Below are 20384 nucleotides of genomic sequence, written 5' to 3' on the forward strand. Positions count from 1 at the left end.
ACCCCCTCCCCCCACGAGAATCCCCCCTCGCGCAGGCTCTAGCCTTTTTTATTGATTCGGCGACCTCCGAGATCTACTCTCCCTATATCGTCGGCTGCTTCAGTTGTGTATTAGAGTCAGTACCCGAACGCGGTCGGCGCCGGGCAGGCCCGGGCGATGCAGGCCGACCTCGACCGGCGGCTCGCCGAACTGGGCGCCGGCCGGCGCCGGGCCGCCGCCCCGACCACCGTCCCGGTGTTCTTCCACGTGATCCACGACGGCGCCGCCGGACGGCTGGACCGGGCCGCCGTCACCGGCCAGATCGACCACCTCAACGAGAGCTACGGCGGCCGGGGGCAGGGCAACGCCGCGAGCCCGTTCCACTTCGAGCTGGTCGGCGCCGACTGGACCGACAACCCGTCCTGGTACACCGGCATGACCCCGGGCTCGTCGGCCGAGCAGGACATGAAGACCGCCCTGCGCAAGGGCGACCAGGGCGCCCTCAACCTCTACACGGCCCGTCTCGGCGACTCCCTGCTCGGCTGGTCGACGTTCCCGGACGCGTACCGGACGAACCCGACCGACGACGGTGTGGTGGTGCTCGACGCCTCCCTGCCCGGCGGCGCCGCCACCCACTACGACGAGGGCGACACCGCGACCCACGAGATCGGCCACTGGCTCGGCCTCTTCCACACCTTCCAGGGCGGCTGCCGGGCCCCGGGCGACTACGTGGACGACACCCCGCCCGAGCGCACCGCCGCCTCCGGCTGCCCCGAGGGCCGCGACACCTGCGCCGGCCCCGGGCTCGACCCGATCCACAACTTCATGGACTACAGCTACGACTCCTGCATGACCGGGTTCACCCGGGGTCAGGTCCAGCGGATGGCCAACGCCTGGGCTGCCTACCGGAGTTGAGCGGAGGCGGCGCGGCAGGACGGCACGGGGCTCAGCAGAACACCACCAGGTAGAGCAGCGTCCGGCCGCCGGAGGCGCGGAACTCGTAGGCCAGGTGGTCCAGCTCGCAGGCCTCCCGCCAGACGGCCGGACGCTCCTCGGGGGTGAGCAGGGCGGGCACGAAGACCCCCGGGGAGACCTCCTCCAGCTCGCCCCGCAGACCCAGTGTCATCTCGTCCGCGCCGACCGCCAGCCGCTTCGCCAACCGCCGGTCCACCGGGCCGCGGGCCAGCCGCCAGTAGCGCCCCCCGGCATCCACGAAGCCGCCCGACGCGAGCGGGTCGTCGAGATTCCGGCACTGGCGCTCCTCCTGCGACGGCAGGGCGGCCAGGACGTCGGCGAAGCCGCCCGTGCGGCGGCGGGGCTTGCTCGGCATCCGGGCATCCTCCCAGGCCTGGAACCCCGGCCGCGATCGAATTGAATGCGGCGGGTCGCTTTCGGCGTGGCAATACCGAGCGTTTGTCCGATTTGATCTATGTTCGGAGGGTCGGGACCGATCAGGAGCAACCGAAGGAGCAAGGCCATGAGTGCCAATCCCCGGATCGTCGTCGGCGTGGACGGCTCGCCCGCCTCGGAGCAGGCGCTGCGCTGGGCGATCGACTACGCGCGGGCCGTCGGCGGGACGGTCCACGCGATCGCCGCCTGGGAGTACCCGGCCTTCTACGGGTGGGCCGGGCAGGGCGTGCCGACCGTCGAGGCCTTCAACCCCGAGGAGCTCGCCGGGAAGACCCTCAGCGAGACCATCGCCAAGGTGGCCGGCGACGACGCCGGCGTCGCGATCGCCGAGAGCGTGATGCCCGGCAACGCCGCCCAGGCGCTGCTGGAGGCCGCCAAGGGCGCCGCGCTGCTCGTCGTCGGCAGCCGCGGCCTGGGCGGCTTCTCCGGCGTGCTGCTCGGCTCGGTCAGCCGCCACCTCACCGAGCACGCGCCCTGCCCGGTGGTCGTGGTGCGCGAGGGCCAGGCCGCCCCGGGGCAGTCGGCGTAACGCGCCGGGGCCGGTGTCCCGCCGGGCCGCCGCGCGGACCAGAATGGAGACATGCCAGAAGGTGACTCCGTCTACCGCGTGGCGGCCCACTTGCGCGAGGCCCTCGCCGGACAGCCGCTGACCAGCGCCGACCTGCGGGTGCCCGCGCACGCCACCGCCGACCTCACCGGCCGCCGGGTGCTGGAGGTCGCCCCGCGCGGCAAGCACCTGCTCACCCGCCTCGAAGGCGGCCTCACCCTGCACACCCACCTGCGGATGTACCAGGTTTGACAAAGGCTCTTGTTCTGGCGAACCCAGGACATCCGTTTGCGGATGTTCAAGGTTTGACAAGGGGTATCGGCGCAGGTCATACCTGGTCGTATGAGTACCAATCGCCGCGTCATCCTTGCCAAGCGCATCTCGAACATGCGAGATGAAGAGTCCGAGTCCATCGAGGACCAGGACAAGAAGCTGTGGACCCGTGTTCACGAGGAGAGCGGCGTCGAGGTGGTCGGCGAGCCCACCGACGAGAACGTGTCCGGCGACGTGGACATGGAGAACCGGCCCAACCTCGGCGAGTGGCTGAAGCCTGAGGGACGTGAGGCATGGGATGAGCTTTGGGTGACCACCCAGGACCGCCTGAGTCGTGACGATATCCACTTCATGGCCTTCGTCTTCCGCATGATCGAGTGGGGTAAGACCGTCATAGTCCTGGACGACCCGGCCTTCAACGAGCAGATGCACTCCCCAGAGGGACGGCTGATCCTTCATGCAAAGGCCCTGGGCCCTGCGAAGGAGTTGGAGCGCATCAAGAAGCGCTGTCAGGACTCGCACGACAGGCGCAGGTGGACGACCCGCTGGCCTGGCGGCATGCCGAAGTTCGGATACCGGCCCGTGCAGCGGTATGAGGACGGCAAGGTCGTCACGTACATCGAGCTGGACGAGGACATGGTGTCGGTGCTGCACCAGATGCGGAAGCGCATGATCGCGGGGAGTTCCTGGGGACAGCTCAAGACCTGGGCGAACGCGAGCGACATTTACACGACGCGGGACCGCGCTCGACTTCGGCGCGGTAAGCCCACTCGCGGGCGTCGGAGGAAGCATCAGGACGTGATTACGAGCCCGAAGCGTGAGATGTGGGGGGAGTCTGGGCTGCGAAAGCTGCTGACCGACGAATGCCTCCTGGGCTACAAGAAGCACAAGGGGAAGATCCTCTACGACGGCAATGGCGATCCGCTCCGCATCGCGCCTCCGGTGTTCACGAAGCACGAATGGGACACCCTCCAAGCGGCCTGTGCGAAGCGAACGAAGGGGGCCCCGCGTGTCGAGGAGCCGTCGCCGCTCTCCGGGGCCACGATCTGTGCCGGCTGTAGCGGTTCCTCGTATCATCGGCGGGCTTTCTACAAGGACTTGATCTACCGGTACTACAACTGCGGTGGGCAAAACCCGGAGCGGAAGCGGTGCGCGGGGTTCAGCTGTCGAGCAGAGATCGTTGAAGACATGCTTGAGGTGCTGTTCCTACAAGAGTTCGGCAGGACGCGCGTCACGAAGCGCGTTTGGGTGCCCGGATCGGACAACTCGGCTGAAGTCGAGGATGTTGAGAAGCGGATCAAGCGCCTTCGCCGACAGGATGAGGAAGGCGACTGGGACGACGATCGGGAGGGGTACCGGGAGCGCATGGACAGCCTGAAGGCACGTCTCGCCAAGCTGAAGAAGCAGCCAGTCCGACGTGCAGGCTGGTCTGAGGAGGACCAGGGGATGACCTTCCTGCAACTCTGGCCAACGCTGGATCTCGAAGGACGACGGAAGGCGTTCCTGGATGCAGGCTTCCAGATGGTGATCGGTGAGGGGACCTGTTGGCCGGCTCGGGCAGTGCCGAAGGCGCAGGCGGGCAAGGCCTCGGCTGCTGACAACATCACATCTGAGGGCTTGGCCCTGGCTGGATAGATCAATACCGCAATACTTCATGACGGTGGGAGCCGCCCTTCGGGGCGGCTCCTTCTGCATGCCGTGGACGGCCACCAGGAGCAACCGGGAGCGGGCGAACCTGGCCGGCTCCGAGGCGCACAACGATCGTCGGTGAGGTAGCAGCTCAGCGTGCGACCTCAGCGGGCCCGGTGCACGCTCGGTGTATGGCGTCGATCATCGTGCTGTTCGAGGTGGACCAGGGCGAGGCCGCCGGCCTCGAAGACGACGGCGCCGAGGTACTGCGGGTGCACGCTGCTGCGTCCGAACCGGAGGCCCCCGAGGACCCGTTGGACCTGACCCTGTGCGGGCTGAGCACCACCGCGATGGAGCACTCGGGCTACAGCCCTGGGCGTCCAGGTGATCCCTGGTACCCCGTCTACCTGAGGGCCAAGAGGTGCCACAGCTGCGAGGACATCCTGAGGAGGGTCTGACCCACACCGGCCGCCTTCAGGTGGGCGGTCCTATATGTAGCCCTTCCAAAAACTACATAGGTGCCGCTCGGTCAGCCGGCGGGCACCCACCTCCGCGGATGTGGTGCAGCTCACGAGGCGAGGTCGAAGGCCAGCACGGACCAAGATCATCTATTACATCAATCCAGCAATCCAACATCGACGTCAGGTGAGTTGACTGGCGGAGTGGGGCGCATCGAGGGCCGCGGGAGGCCCTGCGCCGGCTTCTGGTGATGCTACGCAGTGTTGATGGTCCGTGACTCAAATACTTCAATCCCGTACACGGTTGGAGGACGGTGCCCCCGGCGGTCCCGTTTAGATTGAGCTAAGGCATTACCCCCGCATTTCAATTCTTCATTCAGTCAATGGGAATTGCTGAATTGCTGAAAGGGGGAGAACTGGCATGGACATTACTTCAATCAACCTCAACAGCTGCGCCCGAGTGAGTAGAAGCACATCTGGGTTGGTGCTAGTCGACCGCTTTGTGTGGTATCACGTGCACGTGCGCATGCATTGACGCCACAGAGGGCCCACAGGGGCCTGATGGGGTAGGTCTGGGGTGGTTGTCCCGGGGGGTGCCTGATAGGCGCTCAGAGGTGCCATTCTGTGCGTTTTGGGATTGACTGGCGGAGCTGGTGCACGTGTGCGCGCAATCCCTCTCTGGGAATGAATAGATTGACTTGCGGAGTGATCCAGATCACTCATTCAGAAGTTGACCTGCGGAGTTGATCGGCGTAGCTTTGAATGCGTTGGAGGGCGAACGGGACGGAAACGACCGAGAGCCCCGACAGGGCCGGAAGAGGACGAACCCCAAGGGTTCGGGAAGTACGGCAAGCACAGCAAAGAGCGGAAGCGCGCACGCCCCATCCGGGGAACGGCGTCAAACCGTGTCACGGCGGACTAGCGGCCTAATGCGACGGCTAGGGGACACACTCCCAATGCGCGACGAAACCAGCGGACAAGGTGAGCGCAAGCGAGTGTGACAGCGGACAGAGGAATGGACAGTCCGCACTCAGCAGCGTAGGGCGCGAGAGAGCGCCTATACCGTCCCGGTGCAACTCCGGGACGCTGCGCTTGCCCAAAAAGTTGACTTACGGAGTTGATCTGAAATGCGCAAGAGTTTCGAAATGGCGGCCATTGTCGGCGGTGTGGTTGTGGGCCTTCTGTTTGCCTACTGGCTGGGCGTAGACCGGGTTGTCGGGACCGTGTGGCACAACATCGTCTGGCTGGTCACTCCGCACGATGCGGACAACGTGACCGTCTTTAATGACGGGTTCTATGAAAGCAAGTTCGATGACTGTGAGCAGGGTTTCCAGGCTGCTTGCGAGTGGCTTAAGGAGAGCAACTGATGTGCGAGTCGCTTAGCTACATCGTTGAACGGGACGCCCGATTCCGTACCCGGATTCTCGGAAGTGCGGCCGTCTGGCTTGCGCTCGGAATCAAGGACGAAATGACCATGGCGCACAACACCATGGTTGAGACGTCCCGCAAGCTCCGAAACGCACACAAGTCCGTGTGCTCCATCTGCAAGTAAGGGCAAGGAATATGCATCTGCTGACGTACGTCAACAATCTTCCCGTTGTGGCATGCATGCGGGACAACAGCTCGGAGACGGCGCGCTCAGTCGTGGTCTGCGACCAGAAATACAAGGGCCCCTACACGGTGTGGAGCGTCCACCACATGGGCGGCGAATTGGTGGCAGAGAACGGCCACTACGACATTGACGACTACAGTCGTGCGCTGTCTATTGCCTCGGAGCGTGCCAAGTGATCTATGAGCTGTGCGGCCCCGGGGTTGCAGATTGGTGCATCACTGTGATTGGTGGACGGCCCGGGGAGACGGATTATTGGATTCAGTACGTCAAGGGTGATCGTCCCGAGAGTGAAGACGCGTGCTTGTTCCTGCCTGGTGGGTGGGAGTTGCTGGAGTTCGAATGCAAGGCGACACCCCACGGTGCGCATGCCGATGAATGGGAACCGGAGCACGTGGACTACCCGCATGAGCCCGGTTCTCTGCATGACTGCCCGGCCTGTGAGGCCGAATGCAACTGCACCCGCATTCCGGGCTCACTTGAATACACGAAGTGCGTTTTCTGCGACAGCCTGGAGGAGATGTCCCGATGATTGAGCACGTCTACAAGGGGTGGGCTGTCACCCTGGCCAATGGCAACGTCGTTAATTTCACTGACCAGAAGCAGGCATTGATCTATTTCGGAGATCACGACACGACGGAAATGAAGATGAAACAACAAGCCATCGAATGCGGAATGTTCACGCGTGGATTCTGTGGACACTGCTCCCAGGGTGTTCCTGCCCGGATGGTGACGCGATGAGCGCGGGAGAGCGGTTCTTCTATTACGAACCTGCGGACTTCACGGCATGCGCCGAGCACATGGCACGCGACTTGGAGCGCTGGTTCCCGGAGACGGCAGAGAGCTGCCAAGGGTGGGATTACAACTACACCGGGCCGGATATCGACCGGCTGATACCCGCCCTTACCGAGTCGGGCGAACTCCTGCCCGGACATATCACGCGGCTTGGCTTTGCTGGCGCGTGTGAATCGCTCCACTGAACCGCTTGGGTTGGGCGCGCGAAAGCGTGCCCTTCCTTGGCTGCTCAGTGCTGCCTACTGGCTCAATCGAAAGGACAGTCATGCACACATTCACCATCGAACAAGCCGACGCACACCGATTCGGGTCCGCTGTAGCAACACACATCCGAGCGCGGGCAGACTTCCTGACCGACGAAATGCACGCCCTTTGGTGGGACCTCTACGTGTCATTCCGGGACGCCAGTGGGAGTGGAACGGTGGACGTCCCCCGGGACGCTGCGCACGGTATTCCGGTGATTCTGCACGCGGAACGCTACTGGGAAGACGAGGAAATCCGGGTGCGCGTTAAGGGTGTGCTCCGGCCGCAGTGGCGGGAATTCATGAAGGGTGAGTTCTAATGACCGTGAACCTGCACAAGCACACGTGTCGCTTCGATGGCTGCAAGGGGCATGCGGCCTATCTCGCGGAGACTCCGCACCACGGCGCGTACTTCTTCTGCCCCTCGCATGCGCGCCGCGCTGTGAACCAATTCAGGGCCGTCCTGGTGCCCATTGCAAAGTGCCAGTGCAAGGGGGATGACGCGTGAGTGCGACCGCTGAAGAAGAGGGCGTCATCGGGGCTGCGAAGGCGTTCGTTGAGATCTGGGCACAGACGGCCCTTGTCGTAATCGATGACTATGGCTGCACCTACACATGCGATGAAGCGGATGTTCTGGCAGAACTCTTCCGGGCCTGCAATTGGAACGAGACTGCGGATGACCTGATCCGTGAACACGCTGCTGATGACGGTTGCTTGGAGGAGCACCCCGGGTACGGCGGGGAGGTTGAAGCAGCGTGACAGGGCACGGACTGAAGTGCATTAGATGCGGCGGCGCGCAACTGATGTTCACCGTTCGGGCATGGGCTGTATGCCTGGGGTGTCGCGCCGGAATGGGGCAAGGCGAGGCAATGCATTGCCTCGAATGGTGTGAAGCGTGCGAAGCGTTTGTTACGGAAGATAATCGGTGATGGCAGCAAAGCACTTCCGCAAGCGGGACGACGGAAAGATCGGATGCAACCACGGGTGGACCGCCTGTGAGGCTCTGGCAACCCGGTGGATGGACTTCCTTCCGCATGGCGCTCTGAGGGTCAGTACGGCCTACTGCGCTGAACACGGAGATTGGGAACTCAAGGACGACCAGACCAGGGAACGCCAGCTCCGTCAGCCGTAGTCCTTCACCAGTCGATTAGGAAGAGAACGCATGAGTACCTATACCCGAGACGCTGTCTCTACGGCCATCACTGACGCCGCTGATCTCGTCTGTGAAGAACTCAACGGTGGAGAGCGGGACAGCGACCTTTTGAGCGTGGTCGTGAATGCCGCGCTGACCCTGTTGGACAACCCGAACGTTTCGTTCCGGGAGATCATCGAAGAGTGCTACAGCATCGAAGAGAAAGAGCTTCGTAGCTGGTGGTCTAAGTGGTCTTAACCCTCCTCTGACGGGCTCCGAGAGTGGCCCCGGTACTGAGTGACCGGGGTTGCTCCCTTAGGCCGTCAGAACCGCTCAGAGACTCAAAGGGATTGGCATGCGCATCTATGTCGCCTCGCTGCTTGACTACAGCGGAGGAATGCTTCACGGGCGATGGATTGACCTTGAAATCTATGCGGACACAGAAGCCGTCATGGGTGAAATTCGAAAAATGCTCGATGAGTCGCCGTGCGCTACCCGGGGGCTCGGACCAGCTGAGGATTGGGCCATTCACGACACGGACGACCTCCCGTCGGGTGTCGAAGTCGGGGAGTTCACCTCGATCGAACGTGTCTGTCAAATGGCCGACATCATACGTCAGGTAGCTGACCGCGAAGTGATTGAAGCGGTGATCTCGTCAGTCGGGCCAGACTTCATCGAATGGGAATCTCCCGACTTCTTTCATGACCGATGGGTGACCAAGGTCGACAGTGTGAACGACTTCCTCTATGAGGAGTTCCAGCGTGCGCACGAGGTAGCTGATGAACTCATGAGTTACATCAACCTGGACAGGTACCGCGTTGACGCGGAACAGGACTACGACTTCGTCAGGCTCTACGCCGGGTACGGCGTCGTATTTCGAAACGTCTGAGGGAATGCAGGAATGCCCGCGAGAGGGGAAAACAAGTGAAGCCAGATGAAGTCGGGCCGGACGTGCGGGTGACCGGCAAGGAAATGAACGGAGCAGAGGTCGCCGGGCGCATCATCGGCGGCGGCTTGATCCGGCTGGACGGCGAATTGCGAGCAACAGTAACTGTCCGCGTCCCGCGTGAAACCAACATCGTCGGATACCTGACCAACCCGGGCGGCGTCTTCGTCGCCCTGATCGAAGACCTGGAGATCAGCAAGTGACCTACACCCACATGGCGGTCGGGGACGGGCCGAACACTTTCGGAGTGACGGCAGTTGTCGAATGGCACCCGATCGAGGGCGGGTATCGGGTCTCGCTCCTGGATGCCAATGGGGAGCTCCACACAGCGGCCACGCGGGAGCTGGACCACCTTCCCGAAGACCCCGGTCCGGCCGGCCTCAATCGGGCCGTTCTTCGCGCCTTCGGGGACCTGCGACGGCTCATCGGGGACCGAGACGACTGGTGGACTGAAGCTCCGTGTGTGGCCTACGAGTTGGCCGACCATGACGACTTCGTGTGGTTCGCCTGCTGCACCGTCGACCGCCGCACCCGCGACCTGATCGAGAGGCTGGGCGCATGAGTGACGGAGTGCTCCTGTACTGGGCTGTTCTGTACGTACAGGGCGACGAAGGTTCTGGCCTGGTGTCGGTGACGGACGGTTGGCATTCCCCGCACAGCGTGGACAGTGTCCGCCGGTCGGTCGAGATCCGGCACGGCAAGGTCGACAAGCTGTCCGCCGTTGGCCCGATGCGTTCCCGGGAACTCGCCCGCCAGTACCTGGAGGCGGCTACCTCTACAGAGGCCGGTCTGAACTTCTGGCTGGCGCAGGCAACCTGACCTGACTTCCTTTGATGAGGGGCACTCACAGCAGTGCCCCTTGTCATAGGGTGTCAGGCATACCGAAAGGTAGAACAATGGCAATTCGCAAGATAGTTCGAACTGAGTTCGTCGCGACCTGCGACGCGCATGCACAGAAGGGCGTGGACGACATCCCCGGAACGTGCAAAGTGTTCATTGGTGCCCGGGGTTGGGACCTCTGCCAGGAGCACGAGGACAAGTTCGTAGGGTTCTTTGTCGAAGCCCTGGGCGAACCCTGCCGGACCGAGGTGCATGCCGTCGAGGCCCCCGAGGAGGAGACCGCAGCGGAGCCGGAGGAGGGCGTCCAGGAGGCCGCCGAGGAGCCTGCCCAGGAGGAGCCGGAGCAGCCTTCCTTGGGAGGCTTCGACGCTGCCGGACAGGGCCTGTGGGAGGACTTCCCGGAGGACCAGTCAGAGGATGACGACGAGGACTTCAAGGGCACCGTCGTGGTCACGGGGAACATCCCCGGCTACAACCACTCGGATGCGCGGCGCGCGCTGGAGAACGCGGGGTACAGGGTTGTTGGTCACGTGGATGTCGACACGGTGATGATCGTGCTCGGCAAGCAGCCAGCGGCGCACAAGGTGGCCGAGGCTAGGCATCACCAGACGCCGGCCTTGGACGCCAGCCGGGCCCGCGTGTTCGCCAACTGTGTGGAGGCGGGGGAATTCCCTGCCAACGATGAGCTTCCGGACGTTGAACTCAAGCGGGGCGCGCGGGCGCTCCTGCCGGTGTGAGGGGAGATAGGACATGGCTTCGGCTGACTACAGCGGGATGTTCACGGGGCGACTGAAGGCCCTGGTGGACGAGTTCGCACCTCAGATGAATTGGAGCCCGATCGGCCTTGGAGGAACGCTTCTCGCGGTCCTGTCGGCCATGGCGGACGACACCCGAGTTCAGCGAGGGGAAGGAAGCCTGGCGCTCCCGCTGCAAGTGGTGATCGTCGGCGAGTCCGGCGAAGGGAAGGGCCAGCTATGGAGCATGGCACGTGAGATTGCGCAGAACGCCGACCCGGTGTTCATGGGCAGCAATGTGATCAACAGCGTGACAGGTGGAAAGGGCCTCCTGATCGAGGTATTCGGCCGGAACAATCACGCGCTGGTGTTTGAGAGCGAGTGGCAGCGCATCCTGATGTCAGCTACCAGGAACCCCACGCTCTCCGCCAACATCCGGGACCTGGCCGATTCCGTCACCGTGGCGGGCGGCACGGGCAAGGATCGGGTGGTCGTGGAAGACCCCCACGTGGCCTTCCTCGGGCACATTCAGCCTGAGGTCTTCGCCTCATGCATGTCCGCGAGGGACGCGTCAGGCGGTTCGTACAACCGACAGATCTTTGTTCCAATCGAGCAGGAAAACTGGCTGTCGGAGCGGCACCGCCGACCCCCGGCGCTGATGGTGAAGGCGCAGGACTGGTTCTCCGAGGCGCTGCGTCACTCACGCCGAACGCCCTTCCTCTCGCTGACGGAAGACGCGCTGGACGCTGCGGACGAGATGGAACGTCCCATCCGACAGCACATTGCCAGCGTGCCCGCCTTGAAGCCCTTCGGTGCCCGGGTGATCGAGCACATCCGGCGCGTGGCGGCACTGATGTGCCTGTTCGACATCCGGAAGGAGGTGAACAGCACCGACCTTCAGGCGGCCCGCGCGTTCGTCGAGTACTCGTTCACGGCGGTTGAGCAGTTCGCAAGCCTGGCTGCGAACGGGCGGGGAGTGAAGACCCTGCCGGACTACATCCGGGAGCACCTGGTCCGCCTTGGCGGAAAGGCCCAGCACTCCAAGCTGGTACGTGCGCTGGGCGCGCGAGCCAACGCCGCCTCTGTCCGCGCGGCCGTCAAGGAGATGGACGACATTGAAGTGCTCTGGGACGAATCCGGAGCGCTCGGACGGACGGCGGAGATCTACCGGTTCCGCGCCACCGACCAGGACACCGAAGACGACCTGGGCGACGGCATCGAGGTCGACCAGGCCGAGGAGGAGACGGCACAGGTGATCTCGCTCCCCGAAGCGAGGAGGCAGGGACGGGCCTCAGCGAAGGCCTCCGAGGAGACGCCGGCCGAGGCTCCGGCGGCGGAGCCCGCCAACCCGCTCCAGGCGCTCTTGTAGGGGAGTCGTGACGGCGTAGGCCAGGAACGCGCGGAGGAGCTGCGCGACGAAGACGGAGAAGAGCGGGCCCAGCTGATGCGGGCCCGCTCTCTCGTATGCGGGGAAGAAGACAAGTGACCGAGAGTCGTGCCACTCGGCATGTAATGCGCAACCTACAGAAGCCGAATGAAGACACCGGAGACCCGTGGTCTCCGGTCGCCGAGTCCTTCACGAAGACCTTCGAGGGCTTCGTTGGGGATGCCAAGCGCTGGCTGAGGGAGAAGTCGGACCTGTCGACCAGGACGATTGAGAACGCGGACTACGAGGTTGCTTACCTCTGGTTCATTCATGGAAAGAACAAGGAAGAAGAAATGGGAACCGTCGGAGTTCGGGTTGGCAAGCGACTGTGGGAGTACTTCGAGGGCACGGGGCTGCTCCAGGAAGGCGGGGAGGAGGACCCGAAGATCTACGGTGAGCTCATGGGGCTCCGAGCCAACGGCGGCGGGCGCATCGGGAGGGTGGGGCAAGACACCCTGGGATGGATGCTCGACTTTGCGGAGTCCTTCGCCGACGTGGCCGAAGACCGATACGACAGCAAGGCCGCCGAGGACTTCCTGTCCGGGCACAGCAACCTCTTCACGGGCCAGATCGTGGCGGTGGGTAAGCTGGCTGCGGACCGCGTGCCAGAGGAGGACGAGGCGCCCCAGGAGAAGGACGCGAACATGGAGCTGCTGCCTCAGCCTCAGCTGGCCAATGAAGCCATGGACCGTTTCATGGGCGACGAGTCCCTGGAGCAGATAGCCGACGATTGGAATGAGCGGGACGTCCGCATGGCGGTGAAGCCGCCTCACGGCAAGCCGATCCACCACGTGAAGACGGGGAAGCTCGTCGGGTGGTGGACTCCCAAGGCCTTCGTTCCGGTGGAGAGTGTCAGCGACGCATCCGAGGGCTGACCAGCCCACAGCAGGTCAGGCCGCTTGAGCCAGAATGCAAGAAAGGCCCCCGGGTATCCCAACTGGGATGCCCGGGGGCTCTCTGCGTTTAGACCATCGGTCCGAACGCTCTCTCCTCTGCACTCCCCAGCTGGCCGGCCGGGGTGGTCCTGTTGCTTACCTGCTCGGTCGGCAGGTTCTCCACGCCGGCCTTGCGGACTGCGCGGGTGTGGGCCTGGTGGACCAGCTCGCCACCGAGTAGCGAAATGACCAGCATCACCAGGGAAACGATCTTGTCCTGAACGTCCGGGCTGACCCAGTTCGTGAACAGCGCCAGGACCGCCACCAGGGCGGCCTGGACGCGAGCCGAGTTGGCCAGCAGGAACGAGACGACAGCCTTCACAGCCAACTCCTTCCTTCAATCTAGCAATCCGTCATTGCGGCTCCGCCTACCAGGCGATTCCGGCGGTGGTGCGGGCGGACACCGTGTAGTCGAGGCCCTTGGAGTCCTTGCCCTGCACCTCGGCGAGCAGGATTTCGCCGGGCCAGAGCAGGTTGGTGTACGTGAACTGGGCGTCCACGAGACCCTGTTCGTCAGCCACGAAGCGGGCGGCCGGCATGGTGTAAGTCCGGGCGCCAGTCGCCTTGTTGGCCTTGAAGTAGCGGCACGCGAGGGCCGAGCCGGGCGACATCGTCGCCTCGATCGACATCGTGACAGCCGCGTACTGGTGCACCTCTCCGTCGAGGATGACGCCGTTCCTACTGCCGTCCACGTCGATGGTTGCGAGCTGTTCGTTCGTCACCTGCGTGCGGTTGTCGTTGCGCGCCCAGATGTTGCTGGGGATACCTGTCACCTGAGGTGCCACCGGATCGTGCTGCGACGGGGGAGCGGGCTCCGCGGGCTGCTTGCTGATCGGCCACAGGCCCTGACCGTGCTCGGTCTCCAGCTTGGCGAGCTGGGCGGGGCCGGGGATGCCATCGGCGCTGTCGGTGTCGCCGATCGCGAGCTGATAGGCCCGCATGGACTCGGTGTCGGCGCTTCCCCACGTCGGCCCCGGGCCCTCCGAGTACCGCGAACAGCCCGCGGCCACCAGGCACTGGCCCATGTAGGTGATGTGGTCGCCCTGGACGCCCGGTCCGTACTGGAAGCCCTGGATGGTCACGGTGCCGGCCGCCGGAGGAGTGGGCGTGCCTCCGGCTGGGATGTCGCCCTCGCCGGCCTCCTGGCCGAAGTAGACGTCGGCCAGGTTCTTGTCCGCTCCGACGATGCCCTCCGGGTACTTCGGGTAGCCGTAGGAGTGGGTCCAGTTCGCGTGACGAGAGACGGTCCGCTTGAAGACACCGACGCCTTCGGAGCCACCCCAGTCGTTCGTGTTGCCGCCCACCGTGTAGATGTGATCCCGGTCGTAGGCGTAGACGATCTCCGTGTGCGAGCCCCCGGGGCCGTAGGTGGACGTCGAATCGCCGTAGAAGACCTGGGCTCCCACGGCAGGAAACTCGCTCAGCCGGCCCCGGCTGCGGTACCACTCCTGGGCGACGCTGCACGACGCCGTGTTCGGGATGATGTCGGCGTTGCCGGTCTCACGGGCGACGGCGGAGATGAAGTCCGCGCACCACGACTCCGCGGGGCGCCCCATCTCCTGGGAGAACCGGTTGCTGTTGCCTGCACCTTCGCGATACCCGATGTAGGTCTTCGCCTTGTTGATGAGCGTCTGAGCGCCAGTCGCCAATGTGTCCTCCTCGGGCATGAAAAAAGGAGCCCGGAGGCTCCATGCAGAATGTGTTGTTGGATCAGTCGGGAACGGGGAGGTCATGCTTCTTGATGAAGAGCTCCAACTCGACCACCCGGAACCGAAGTTTGGCGATCTCCTCGGTCTGCTTGTCGCAGAGCTCCTGTAGCCGTTCCACTCGGTCCACCAGGTCCTCGTTCCAGTGCTTGATGGTTCCGAGGATTTCGCTGCGGTCGGCCTTCGCGCCTTCCTTGACCATGCGGTAGAGCTGCACCACGCCAGTCACCGCAGCGATGAGGCCTCCACCGAGGATGTAGTCGAGTGCGTTCATCGTGCAGCGTCCTCAAGGTCTCGGGTTCATGCCGGTAGATCGGCGATCTTCTGGATGGTCAGCGAGATCATGGCCGTGTCGTGAACGTGCGCGTCCGCCCACCAGCAGATGATGCTGGCCCCTGCCTTGCCGCCCTTGGCGCAATGGCCTACAACCTCGGTGGAGTAGGTCCTCAGATTGTCTTCGCCGCCTGCTGGGACAAGATCCTGCGTCGCCTTGTAGTTGTAGGGAAGTGACACGGTCCCTCGGACCTTTCCGGCGGCAGCACCTCGGACGTTGTCCACGTAACAAGCGAACTGGAACCGCGCACGATAGACGCCGTCCTCAGGGATGGTGAACTGGTGAGGATCATCGAGAACCCAGTTACCAACCTTCGCGGCAGGGCGGGTGAGGTCCCATTCCGGAGCCACCCAAACCCCATTCGGAACGTCGAAGGGGCTCTTGATTTCGAGGGAGAGCACCGGATTCTGACCGAGGCGGTAGGCGTCCCGCTTGAGGCCGGTGGTGTCGGCCAGCAACTGTGTCGTGCTGCCGTAGAGGGCCTGGTGGACGTCGTACACCTGGGCGTTCATCTTCTCGGGCGAGACCACCTCGCGGTCTGCCCACTTCTCCAGATTGGGAAGGGTCATGGGTTACTCCAGAACAGTCGAGGAGCCGAGTACGGATGCCTTCTGGTCGCCGAGAATCCAGGTCGGCTTCCCGTCAGGGTTCGGCTTGCCGGGGATGGTGATCACGGCAATGGCCAGCTGATCGGCAAGGGAGTCGAAGACCAGGTCTCCGGGCGTGAACCCGGACCCGACCGTGTCGGCGGCCATGATGTGGATCGTCTCCGTCTGCCAAGGCCCGTGCTCGCTGACCCGTCGCTGAACGCCTCGGGGCCAGCCCGCGGCGGTCATGTCCTTCGAGGCCGCGATGGCGACGTACAGGGTGGTGAAGTCGTCGGCAGGATCGAGGGGGGCCTTCGCGACGCCTTCGTAGGTCTTGTACGAGATCACGGGCTTCGCCGGGATGTTGCCGGTGTCACCGTGGCGGTAGACCAGGTTGGCCACCGTCATGTTGTCGTCCTCGCCGAACGACTCGAAGGCGCTCTCATAACCGCAATCCGGCGTCCAGAGGAACATGTTCAGGGTCAGATGGATGTCCGAGGGGCGGAGCCTCAGCAGGTCGACCACTGGCCGGAGCCCGTTGGCCGGCTTCGTCACCGAGCCGTACGAAGCGCACAGCGACACGACGATGTCGCCCATCGAGACTTCCGGAGGGATGGGCAGGGAGACGTGGTTCCGGTCCCTGAACGTCGCGCTCCTGGCCGCGATGAACATCGGGAACTCCTCGGGCGTCTGCCCGGCGGGCCGCCAGTTGTGGCCGTCGTACATCGGGATCTCGCCGACCGGATTCCAGGCCTTGCCGTCGAAGACGCTCGTCTTGGCGAACTGCCACGTTGAGCCGTCCCAGACGTACGACGCATTACCCATACTGCACCCACACATCACCCGGAGCAGGGTTCTCCGGAGGCTTCGGCCCAGAGAACACCCGAGCAGTTCCGACGTTCTTGGCGGTCACCGTTCCCTGCGTTGCGAGATTGCCGCAGCGGACATCCCCGTCCGCGCTCACATTGCCGTGAACGGCCAGGTTCTTGACGGTCGCGTCACCGCTCTCCGAGACCTGGAACGCGGTGTTGCCGTTGCCCTTGCCGGTGACCTGGAGGACCGGCCTGACCCCCGTGCCGTCGCCTTCGACCTGGAGCCACGGAACGCCGGAGGACTCGGCCCGGTTGCCTCCGGCGAGCTGCGCGTAGCCCTGCAACCGCTGATCGGCGTAGGCGCGGTCCCCGTGAGGGTCCGTGCCCTTCGCGTGCTCCTGGAGCTTGTCCGGGGTGTCGTTGGCCTCGATGGCGATCCGGCCGGGGCCGAAGTCGACCCACAGGCGGAAGACGTCGTTGTCCGGCCCCCGGAACTCCGGGACCATGCCGCGGGCGTCGGCCGTCAGGTTCTTGATCGGATTGCCGGCCGCGTCCTGAAGGTCGGTGACCTGCCGGGCATCCTTCCCCAGGCCATCCCAGACGGTACCGGTGACGCCGGGAAGTCGAGCCCCGCTGTTGTCCTCCGCCGGGGTCGCTGCGTCCCCCGCGAACTTTCGCCTTGCCATTAGCTATTCCCCTCGTGGAAGAGGTCCATTTCGATCAGGCCCGTGAGCCAGAGGTTGGCATCCTTCGGGAAGGTCTGGAGCCAGTAGGTACCCCAGTCCGTGTTCGGGAAGCTCATCCAGGCGAGGTTCCAGCCGCCCGTCCAGGCATTGCCGTTGTGGAGCATCAGGGAGTCCGCGCCGCCGTTGTCGCGGTACAGCATGACGTTCATGAGCTGCGTGATTCCGCCTCGCGGCGAGTGCGGCAGGGACACCGAGAGAGGTGTGGTGCCGTTTCGCAGGTCCCGGCCGGAGACGTTCTGAAGGTTGGCGGTGACCCAGCACATGTTGGAGCCCACCCACTGGAAGTGGCCCGTGGCCTGGATGCCGTCCTGAGTCGCCAGGCCGTGAAGCTCAGGCCGGTACTTCCGGGTAGGCCCGAGGTTGCTGATCGGGGACCAGCCGCCGTTTCCGGCGTAGCCCCAGACGGCCTCACCGCCCACCGAGTCCCGGGCGTACACGATGTCACCGGGGGTGCCCATCATGGTCCGTCCGAGATCGCTGTGCACCTGCGGGAGCGAGTTGCCGATGAAGACCCGCTGGTCATAGATCGTGCTCACCGACGTTGCGGAGGAGGCGATCGTGCACTCGGCAATGGCGATCTGCCACACACCGCCCAGCTCCTGGGTGAGGCTCGGAGGAAGAGGAGTCGAGGCCGGCGAGCCCTTCACGGTCGCCAGCCTCACGATCCCCTTGCTCATGTCCAGCTCCAGGACGACCAGGTCGATGCGCGGGTTCATGTCCGGGTTCTCGAAGAACTGGAGGGTCACCGCGGAATCGGACTCGTAGCAGAAGCCCTTCACGAAGGCCTTGCCGGGCTGGACGTCCACGGTCCGGGGGAGCTGCGAGGAGAGGTTCTGAGCCACCGAGAGGGCACTGTCGGTGGCCTTGCCGATGACGCCGGACGGCGAGAACGCGGCGGCCATCTTCTGCCAGCGGACTTGATCGACGCTGGCGCCGTCGCCCTCGTTGAAGGGCCAGGAGTTCTCAGCCATTCGTTCAATCCTTCGTCTTGTCAGCCACCGGTGTACGACAGGTAGCGGGGGGTGAAATGCAAGCGGATCAGGGTCTTGTCGTCGTAGTCGCCGCCCTCGACCTGGACGATGTTCCTGCCGGGTGCCAGGGCCCACAGGGCAGGGTTCGGGGCCAGGTGCGGCCACAGGTTCGTGCCGTCGTCCAGCGCGACGGTCTTGAACCCCGGCCTCGTGTCGACGGTCGCCACCTGGTCGTCCGGGACGGTGTAGTTCGAGGAGAAGGCGAAGCTCTTGCCCGTGGTCTTGTTGAGCACCTTCAGGCCGGTAGCTCGGCCGGAGATCGACCAGACGGGCCAGGACTCCACCGAGGAGGGGTTGTTGACTTCGACCACGCCTTCGGGGCCGAGTGAGGCTGAACCGATGCGGAGCGGGTTGAGGAACTTCCGGTGCAGGTCCTTCGGCGGGGACAGGAACGAACCGACGTCGCTGGACTTGAGCGACCAGTCGAATTGGTTCTCGCTGTTGGAGTACCAATACGGGTCCATGGCGCGGAGGATCAGCGCGTACCGGATGTGCAGGAAGCCGGCGCTCTCCTGGGTCTCGTTGCCTTCCAGGCCGGAGACGTAGAAGCACTTCAGGTGCCGGGCCGGGAGGTCGCCGTCTCGGACGGTGAGGAGGCCGGGGCCGGCGTGCGGGTTCAGCGCGGAGAAGAGCCGGTTCTTCATGGTGATCAGTGACTTGCGATCGAGGCCGCGGATGTACAGGGGGATCGTGACGTCCCTGGAAGTCGCCCTGGTGGTGCGGAACATGGCGCCGTCCATGTTCGGGAGCTGGTCCGCGTGGAGGTCGTAGGTCGGCAGGTCGAAGCCGGACGGCCCCCACTGGACCGCCAGCCCTGCCGGGCGCCTTCCGGAAACGTCTCCCGTCAGCGGGATGACGTCGCCGTTGGCGCTCGTCCAAGTCACGTACGTGTGCGGCCACTTGACGGGGGCGTAGGGGCCCTTGCTGAGCCCACCCGGTTCCGGGAATTCTGAGTACTTCGCAGGAATCGGCATTGATCAAACCCTCGCACTCAGTTCTCGAACCCGCTGCCACAGCTTCTTGATCTCGTTGAATACATTCGCAGGGCTGTCGGTACCCTGATCCCCGATCACGGGGGTGATGCTGTGCCCATTCGAATTCACTTCGATGGTGACCTGGCGCACAATGTCTCGGTGTTCCTCGCCGTCGACAATGCACGTCACCGTGTCGCCGAGGAACCAGTCCTTGCCGAAGGTCTGCTGCGGGGTGTCGATCGGGTACAGCTGCAAGTTGCCCTGCGGTCCGTTGTCCAGGAGGGCCTGCTGTCCCTTCGCGTCGAGCGCTGCAAGGGCGTCCTCGACCTTCACGTCTTCATCGGCGGCTACCGGCGTGCCGTCCGAGGCACTGACCTTCTTCACCGGGATGTCGCGGGCGTCGACGAACAGCTCCGAGATGATCCCCCAGTACTCTTCGGACTCCCGGTCGATGTACTCCTTGATGTAGCGTTCGGCACCCTGTCCCTGGGCCGCGACGATGGCCCGGGTGTACTTCGGGGCCTTCAAGGAGTAGACGAACTCCTTGAGGTTTCCCAGGTCCGCGGAGAAGCGGATGTGTCCGCTGCGGTCCTGGGGCTCGAAGACGTCGAGCTGGATGGTGCGGCTCTCGGCGTCGTACACGGTTCGCCAGCCGACGTTGCCCGCGTCGCACACCGGCTTGAGGCCGTCCCGGAGGTTGTCCCATTGCAGGTTGAACGGGGTGACCTTGCCGAACTGGTGCCAGGGCTTCTTGTCGCCGTCCGGAGTGCCGAAGCGAGCCGGCGTGCGGCCGTCGAGCGCCAGGGCGCCGGCGTTGCGGCTGACCATCTCCTCCACGGCCTGGGCGGCGCGGACACCACCGTTTGTGTAGGAGGCGCGGTCCTGGTTGGTGACCGGCAACTCGGGGTTGGGGTAGGCCACGTGGGCTTCGAGGATGTAGTTGTCGTCGCACCCGGAGATGATCAGGCCGCCGGGCCCGGAGTCCGTGTCCACCGTCCAGTACTTCTCAACTGTCTGAATGGGGCCGGAGGCGATCGGCTTGTCGACTCCCTCTCGGTAGGCGACGATGCCGTGACCCGGCTGGAAGAGCTGGGCGTGAGGAGTGCCGGCCATGATCTTGATCTGCCAGTGCCCGGTGTCGCAGTAGCGCAGGACGGCTTGGAACTCCAGGAAGTCATCGACCTGGCCGATCGGATTGAGGTCGCGGTCCCGCACCAGGACTCGGTACTCGCTCACCTG

At 64.3% G+C, this 20384-nt stretch carries 28 protein-coding genes and 1 pseudogene; 19 read left to right on the top strand and 10 right to left on the bottom strand.

All coding sequences use genetic code 11. From position 1 onward, the window contains the following. Nucleotides 1-156: 156 nt before the first annotated feature. Complete coding sequence (locus tag ACFVHV_RS18285) at nt 157-894, top strand: zinc metalloprotease (protein WP_359900203.1); 738 nt, start codon at nt 157-159, stop codon at nt 892-894. Nucleotides 895-925: 31 nt separating this feature from the next. Here the strand turns inward: ACFVHV_RS18285 and ACFVHV_RS18290 are convergent, their stop codons facing one another. Next, nucleotides 926-1309 (bottom strand): hypothetical protein, encoded by a 384-nt coding sequence (locus ACFVHV_RS18290; RefSeq protein WP_359900204.1) that lies wholly within the window; start codon nt 1307-1309, stop codon nt 926-928. 147 nt (nt 1310-1456) lie between these two features. On the opposite strand from ACFVHV_RS18290, the gene ACFVHV_RS18295 reads away from it, so the two are divergent. The 18 genes and pseudogenes from ACFVHV_RS18295 (at nt 1457) to ACFVHV_RS18380 (ending at nt 12895) form a co-directional block, all read left to right on the top strand. Then, nucleotides 1457-1918 (top strand): universal stress protein, encoded by a 462-nt coding sequence (locus tag ACFVHV_RS18295; RefSeq protein WP_359900206.1) that lies wholly within the window; start codon nt 1457-1459, stop codon nt 1916-1918. Between the two features lie 51 nt (nt 1919-1969). Next, nucleotides 1970-2176 (top strand): annotated as a pseudogene (locus ACFVHV_RS18300) (DNA-formamidopyrimidine glycosylase family protein); the annotation flags it as partial. A gap of 102 nt (nt 2177-2278) precedes the next feature. Further along, entirely contained in the window at nt 2279-3844 is a 1566-nt protein-coding gene (locus ACFVHV_RS18305) for a recombinase family protein (RefSeq protein ID WP_380352072.1), read from the top strand. A gap of 185 nt (nt 3845-4029) precedes the next feature. Then, nucleotides 4030-4296 (top strand): hypothetical protein, encoded by a 267-nt coding sequence (locus ACFVHV_RS18310; protein ID WP_380352074.1) that lies wholly within the window; start codon nt 4030-4032, stop codon nt 4294-4296. Nucleotides 4297-5423: 1127 nt separating this feature from the next. After that, nucleotides 5424-5663 carry a hypothetical protein gene (locus tag ACFVHV_RS18315; protein ID WP_380352075.1) on the top strand — a complete coding sequence of 80 codons (240 nt, stop codon included), beginning with the start codon at nt 5424-5426 and terminating at the stop codon, nt 5661-5663. Nucleotides 5664-5859: 196 nt separating this feature from the next. Next, nucleotides 5860-6084: a hypothetical protein gene (locus tag ACFVHV_RS18320; protein WP_380352077.1), complete on the top strand. Its 225-nt coding sequence runs from the start codon at nt 5860-5862 to the stop codon at nt 6082-6084. A gap of 349 nt (nt 6085-6433) precedes the next feature. Then, a complete protein-coding gene (locus ACFVHV_RS18325; RefSeq protein ID WP_380352079.1) occupies nt 6434-6646 on the top strand; it encodes a hypothetical protein in 213 nt (70 codons plus the stop codon). Beyond that, on the top strand, nt 6643-6885 hold the full coding sequence (locus tag ACFVHV_RS18330; RefSeq protein WP_117490885.1) for a hypothetical protein: 243 nt from the start codon (nt 6643-6645) through the stop codon (nt 6883-6885). Before ACFVHV_RS18325 ends, ACFVHV_RS18330 begins: the two co-directional genes overlap by 4 nt. Nucleotides 6886-6965: 80 nt before the next feature. Next, nucleotides 6966-7262: a hypothetical protein gene (locus ACFVHV_RS18335; RefSeq protein ID WP_380352081.1), complete on the top strand. Its 297-nt coding sequence runs from the start codon at nt 6966-6968 to the stop codon at nt 7260-7262. Between the two features lie 184 nt (nt 7263-7446). After that, the gene (locus ACFVHV_RS18340) at nt 7447-7701 is read left to right on the top strand and encodes a hypothetical protein (protein ID WP_117490891.1); all 255 of its coding nucleotides are present in this window, start codon (nt 7447-7449) and stop codon (nt 7699-7701) included. A gap of 403 nt (nt 7702-8104) precedes the next feature. Then, complete coding sequence (locus ACFVHV_RS18345; protein ID WP_380352083.1) at nt 8105-8332, top strand: hypothetical protein; 228 nt, start codon at nt 8105-8107, stop codon at nt 8330-8332. A 97-nt stretch (nt 8333-8429) separates the two neighbouring features. Next, nucleotides 8430-8963 (top strand): antirestriction protein ArdA, encoded by a 534-nt coding sequence (locus ACFVHV_RS18350; protein ID WP_380352085.1) that lies wholly within the window; start codon nt 8430-8432, stop codon nt 8961-8963. Between the two features lie 35 nt (nt 8964-8998). Beyond that, nucleotides 8999-9223 carry a hypothetical protein gene (locus ACFVHV_RS18355; protein ID WP_380352087.1) on the top strand — a complete coding sequence of 75 codons (225 nt, stop codon included), beginning with the start codon at nt 8999-9001 and terminating at the stop codon, nt 9221-9223. Continuing rightward, on the top strand, nt 9220-9582 hold the full coding sequence (locus tag ACFVHV_RS18360; RefSeq protein ID WP_117490898.1) for a hypothetical protein: 363 nt from the start codon (nt 9220-9222) through the stop codon (nt 9580-9582). Before ACFVHV_RS18355 ends, ACFVHV_RS18360 begins: the two co-directional genes overlap by 4 nt. Then, on the top strand, nt 9579-9839 hold the full coding sequence (locus ACFVHV_RS18365) for a hypothetical protein (protein ID WP_380352089.1): 261 nt from the start codon (nt 9579-9581) through the stop codon (nt 9837-9839). Before ACFVHV_RS18360 ends, ACFVHV_RS18365 begins: the two co-directional genes overlap by 4 nt. A 77-nt stretch (nt 9840-9916) precedes the next feature. Further along, nucleotides 9917-10597: a hypothetical protein gene (locus ACFVHV_RS18370; RefSeq protein WP_380352091.1), complete on the top strand. Its 681-nt coding sequence runs from the start codon at nt 9917-9919 to the stop codon at nt 10595-10597. 13 nt (nt 10598-10610) lie between these two features. Further along, nucleotides 10611-11963 carry a DUF3987 domain-containing protein gene (locus tag ACFVHV_RS18375; RefSeq protein WP_117490904.1) on the top strand — a complete coding sequence of 451 codons (1353 nt, stop codon included), beginning with the start codon at nt 10611-10613 and terminating at the stop codon, nt 11961-11963. A 143-nt stretch (nt 11964-12106) separates the two neighbouring features. After that, a complete protein-coding gene (locus ACFVHV_RS18380) occupies nt 12107-12895 on the top strand; it encodes a hypothetical protein (protein ID WP_380352094.1) in 789 nt (262 codons plus the stop codon). A gap of 88 nt (nt 12896-12983) precedes the next feature. Here ACFVHV_RS18380 and ACFVHV_RS18385 read toward each other — a convergent pair whose 3' ends face one another. The 9 genes from ACFVHV_RS18385 to ACFVHV_RS18425 form a co-directional block, all read right to left on the bottom strand. Beyond that, entirely contained in the window at nt 12984-13283 is a 300-nt protein-coding gene (locus ACFVHV_RS18385; protein ID WP_380352096.1) for a hypothetical protein, read from the bottom strand. A 40-nt stretch (nt 13284-13323) separates the two neighbouring features. Beyond that, complete coding sequence (locus tag ACFVHV_RS18390) at nt 13324-14604, bottom strand: peptidoglycan-binding protein (protein WP_380352098.1); 1281 nt, start codon at nt 14602-14604, stop codon at nt 13324-13326. Nucleotides 14605-14665: 61 nt separating this feature from the next. Next, entirely contained in the window at nt 14666-14935 is a 270-nt protein-coding gene (locus ACFVHV_RS18395) for a hypothetical protein (RefSeq protein WP_117490912.1), read from the bottom strand. 26 nt (nt 14936-14961) lie between these two features. Beyond that, nucleotides 14962-15564 (bottom strand): hypothetical protein, encoded by a 603-nt coding sequence (locus ACFVHV_RS18400; protein ID WP_380352100.1) that lies wholly within the window; start codon nt 15562-15564, stop codon nt 14962-14964. A 3-nt stretch (nt 15565-15567) separates the two neighbouring features. Next, the gene (locus ACFVHV_RS18405) at nt 15568-16407 is read right to left on the bottom strand and encodes a hypothetical protein (protein WP_380352101.1); all 840 of its coding nucleotides are present in this window, start codon (nt 16405-16407) and stop codon (nt 15568-15570) included. Next, nucleotides 16400-17080: a hypothetical protein gene (locus ACFVHV_RS18410; protein WP_380352103.1), complete on the bottom strand. Its 681-nt coding sequence runs from the start codon at nt 17078-17080 to the stop codon at nt 16400-16402. Before ACFVHV_RS18410 ends, ACFVHV_RS18405 begins: the two co-directional genes overlap by 8 nt. Then, nucleotides 17080-18111 carry a hypothetical protein gene (locus ACFVHV_RS18415; RefSeq protein ID WP_380352105.1) on the bottom strand — a complete coding sequence of 344 codons (1032 nt, stop codon included), beginning with the start codon at nt 18109-18111 and terminating at the stop codon, nt 17080-17082. The genes ACFVHV_RS18410 and ACFVHV_RS18415 overlap by 1 nt, the downstream gene beginning before the upstream one ends. A 20-nt stretch (nt 18112-18131) precedes the next feature. Further along, nucleotides 18132-19055 carry a phage tail domain-containing protein gene (locus ACFVHV_RS18420; RefSeq protein WP_380352107.1) on the bottom strand — a complete coding sequence of 308 codons (924 nt, stop codon included), beginning with the start codon at nt 19053-19055 and terminating at the stop codon, nt 18132-18134. Between the two features lie 93 nt (nt 19056-19148). Continuing rightward, nucleotides 19149-20381 (bottom strand): siphovirus ReqiPepy6 Gp37-like family protein, encoded by a 1233-nt coding sequence (locus ACFVHV_RS18425; protein WP_117490924.1) that lies wholly within the window; start codon nt 20379-20381, stop codon nt 19149-19151. Nucleotides 20382-20384 lie beyond the last annotated feature (3 nt).

Source organism: Kitasatospora sp. NPDC127116 (assembly GCF_042677365.1).
In the GTDB taxonomy this organism is placed as follows: domain Bacteria; phylum Actinomycetota; class Actinomycetes; order Streptomycetales; family Streptomycetaceae; genus Kitasatospora; species Kitasatospora lactacystinica.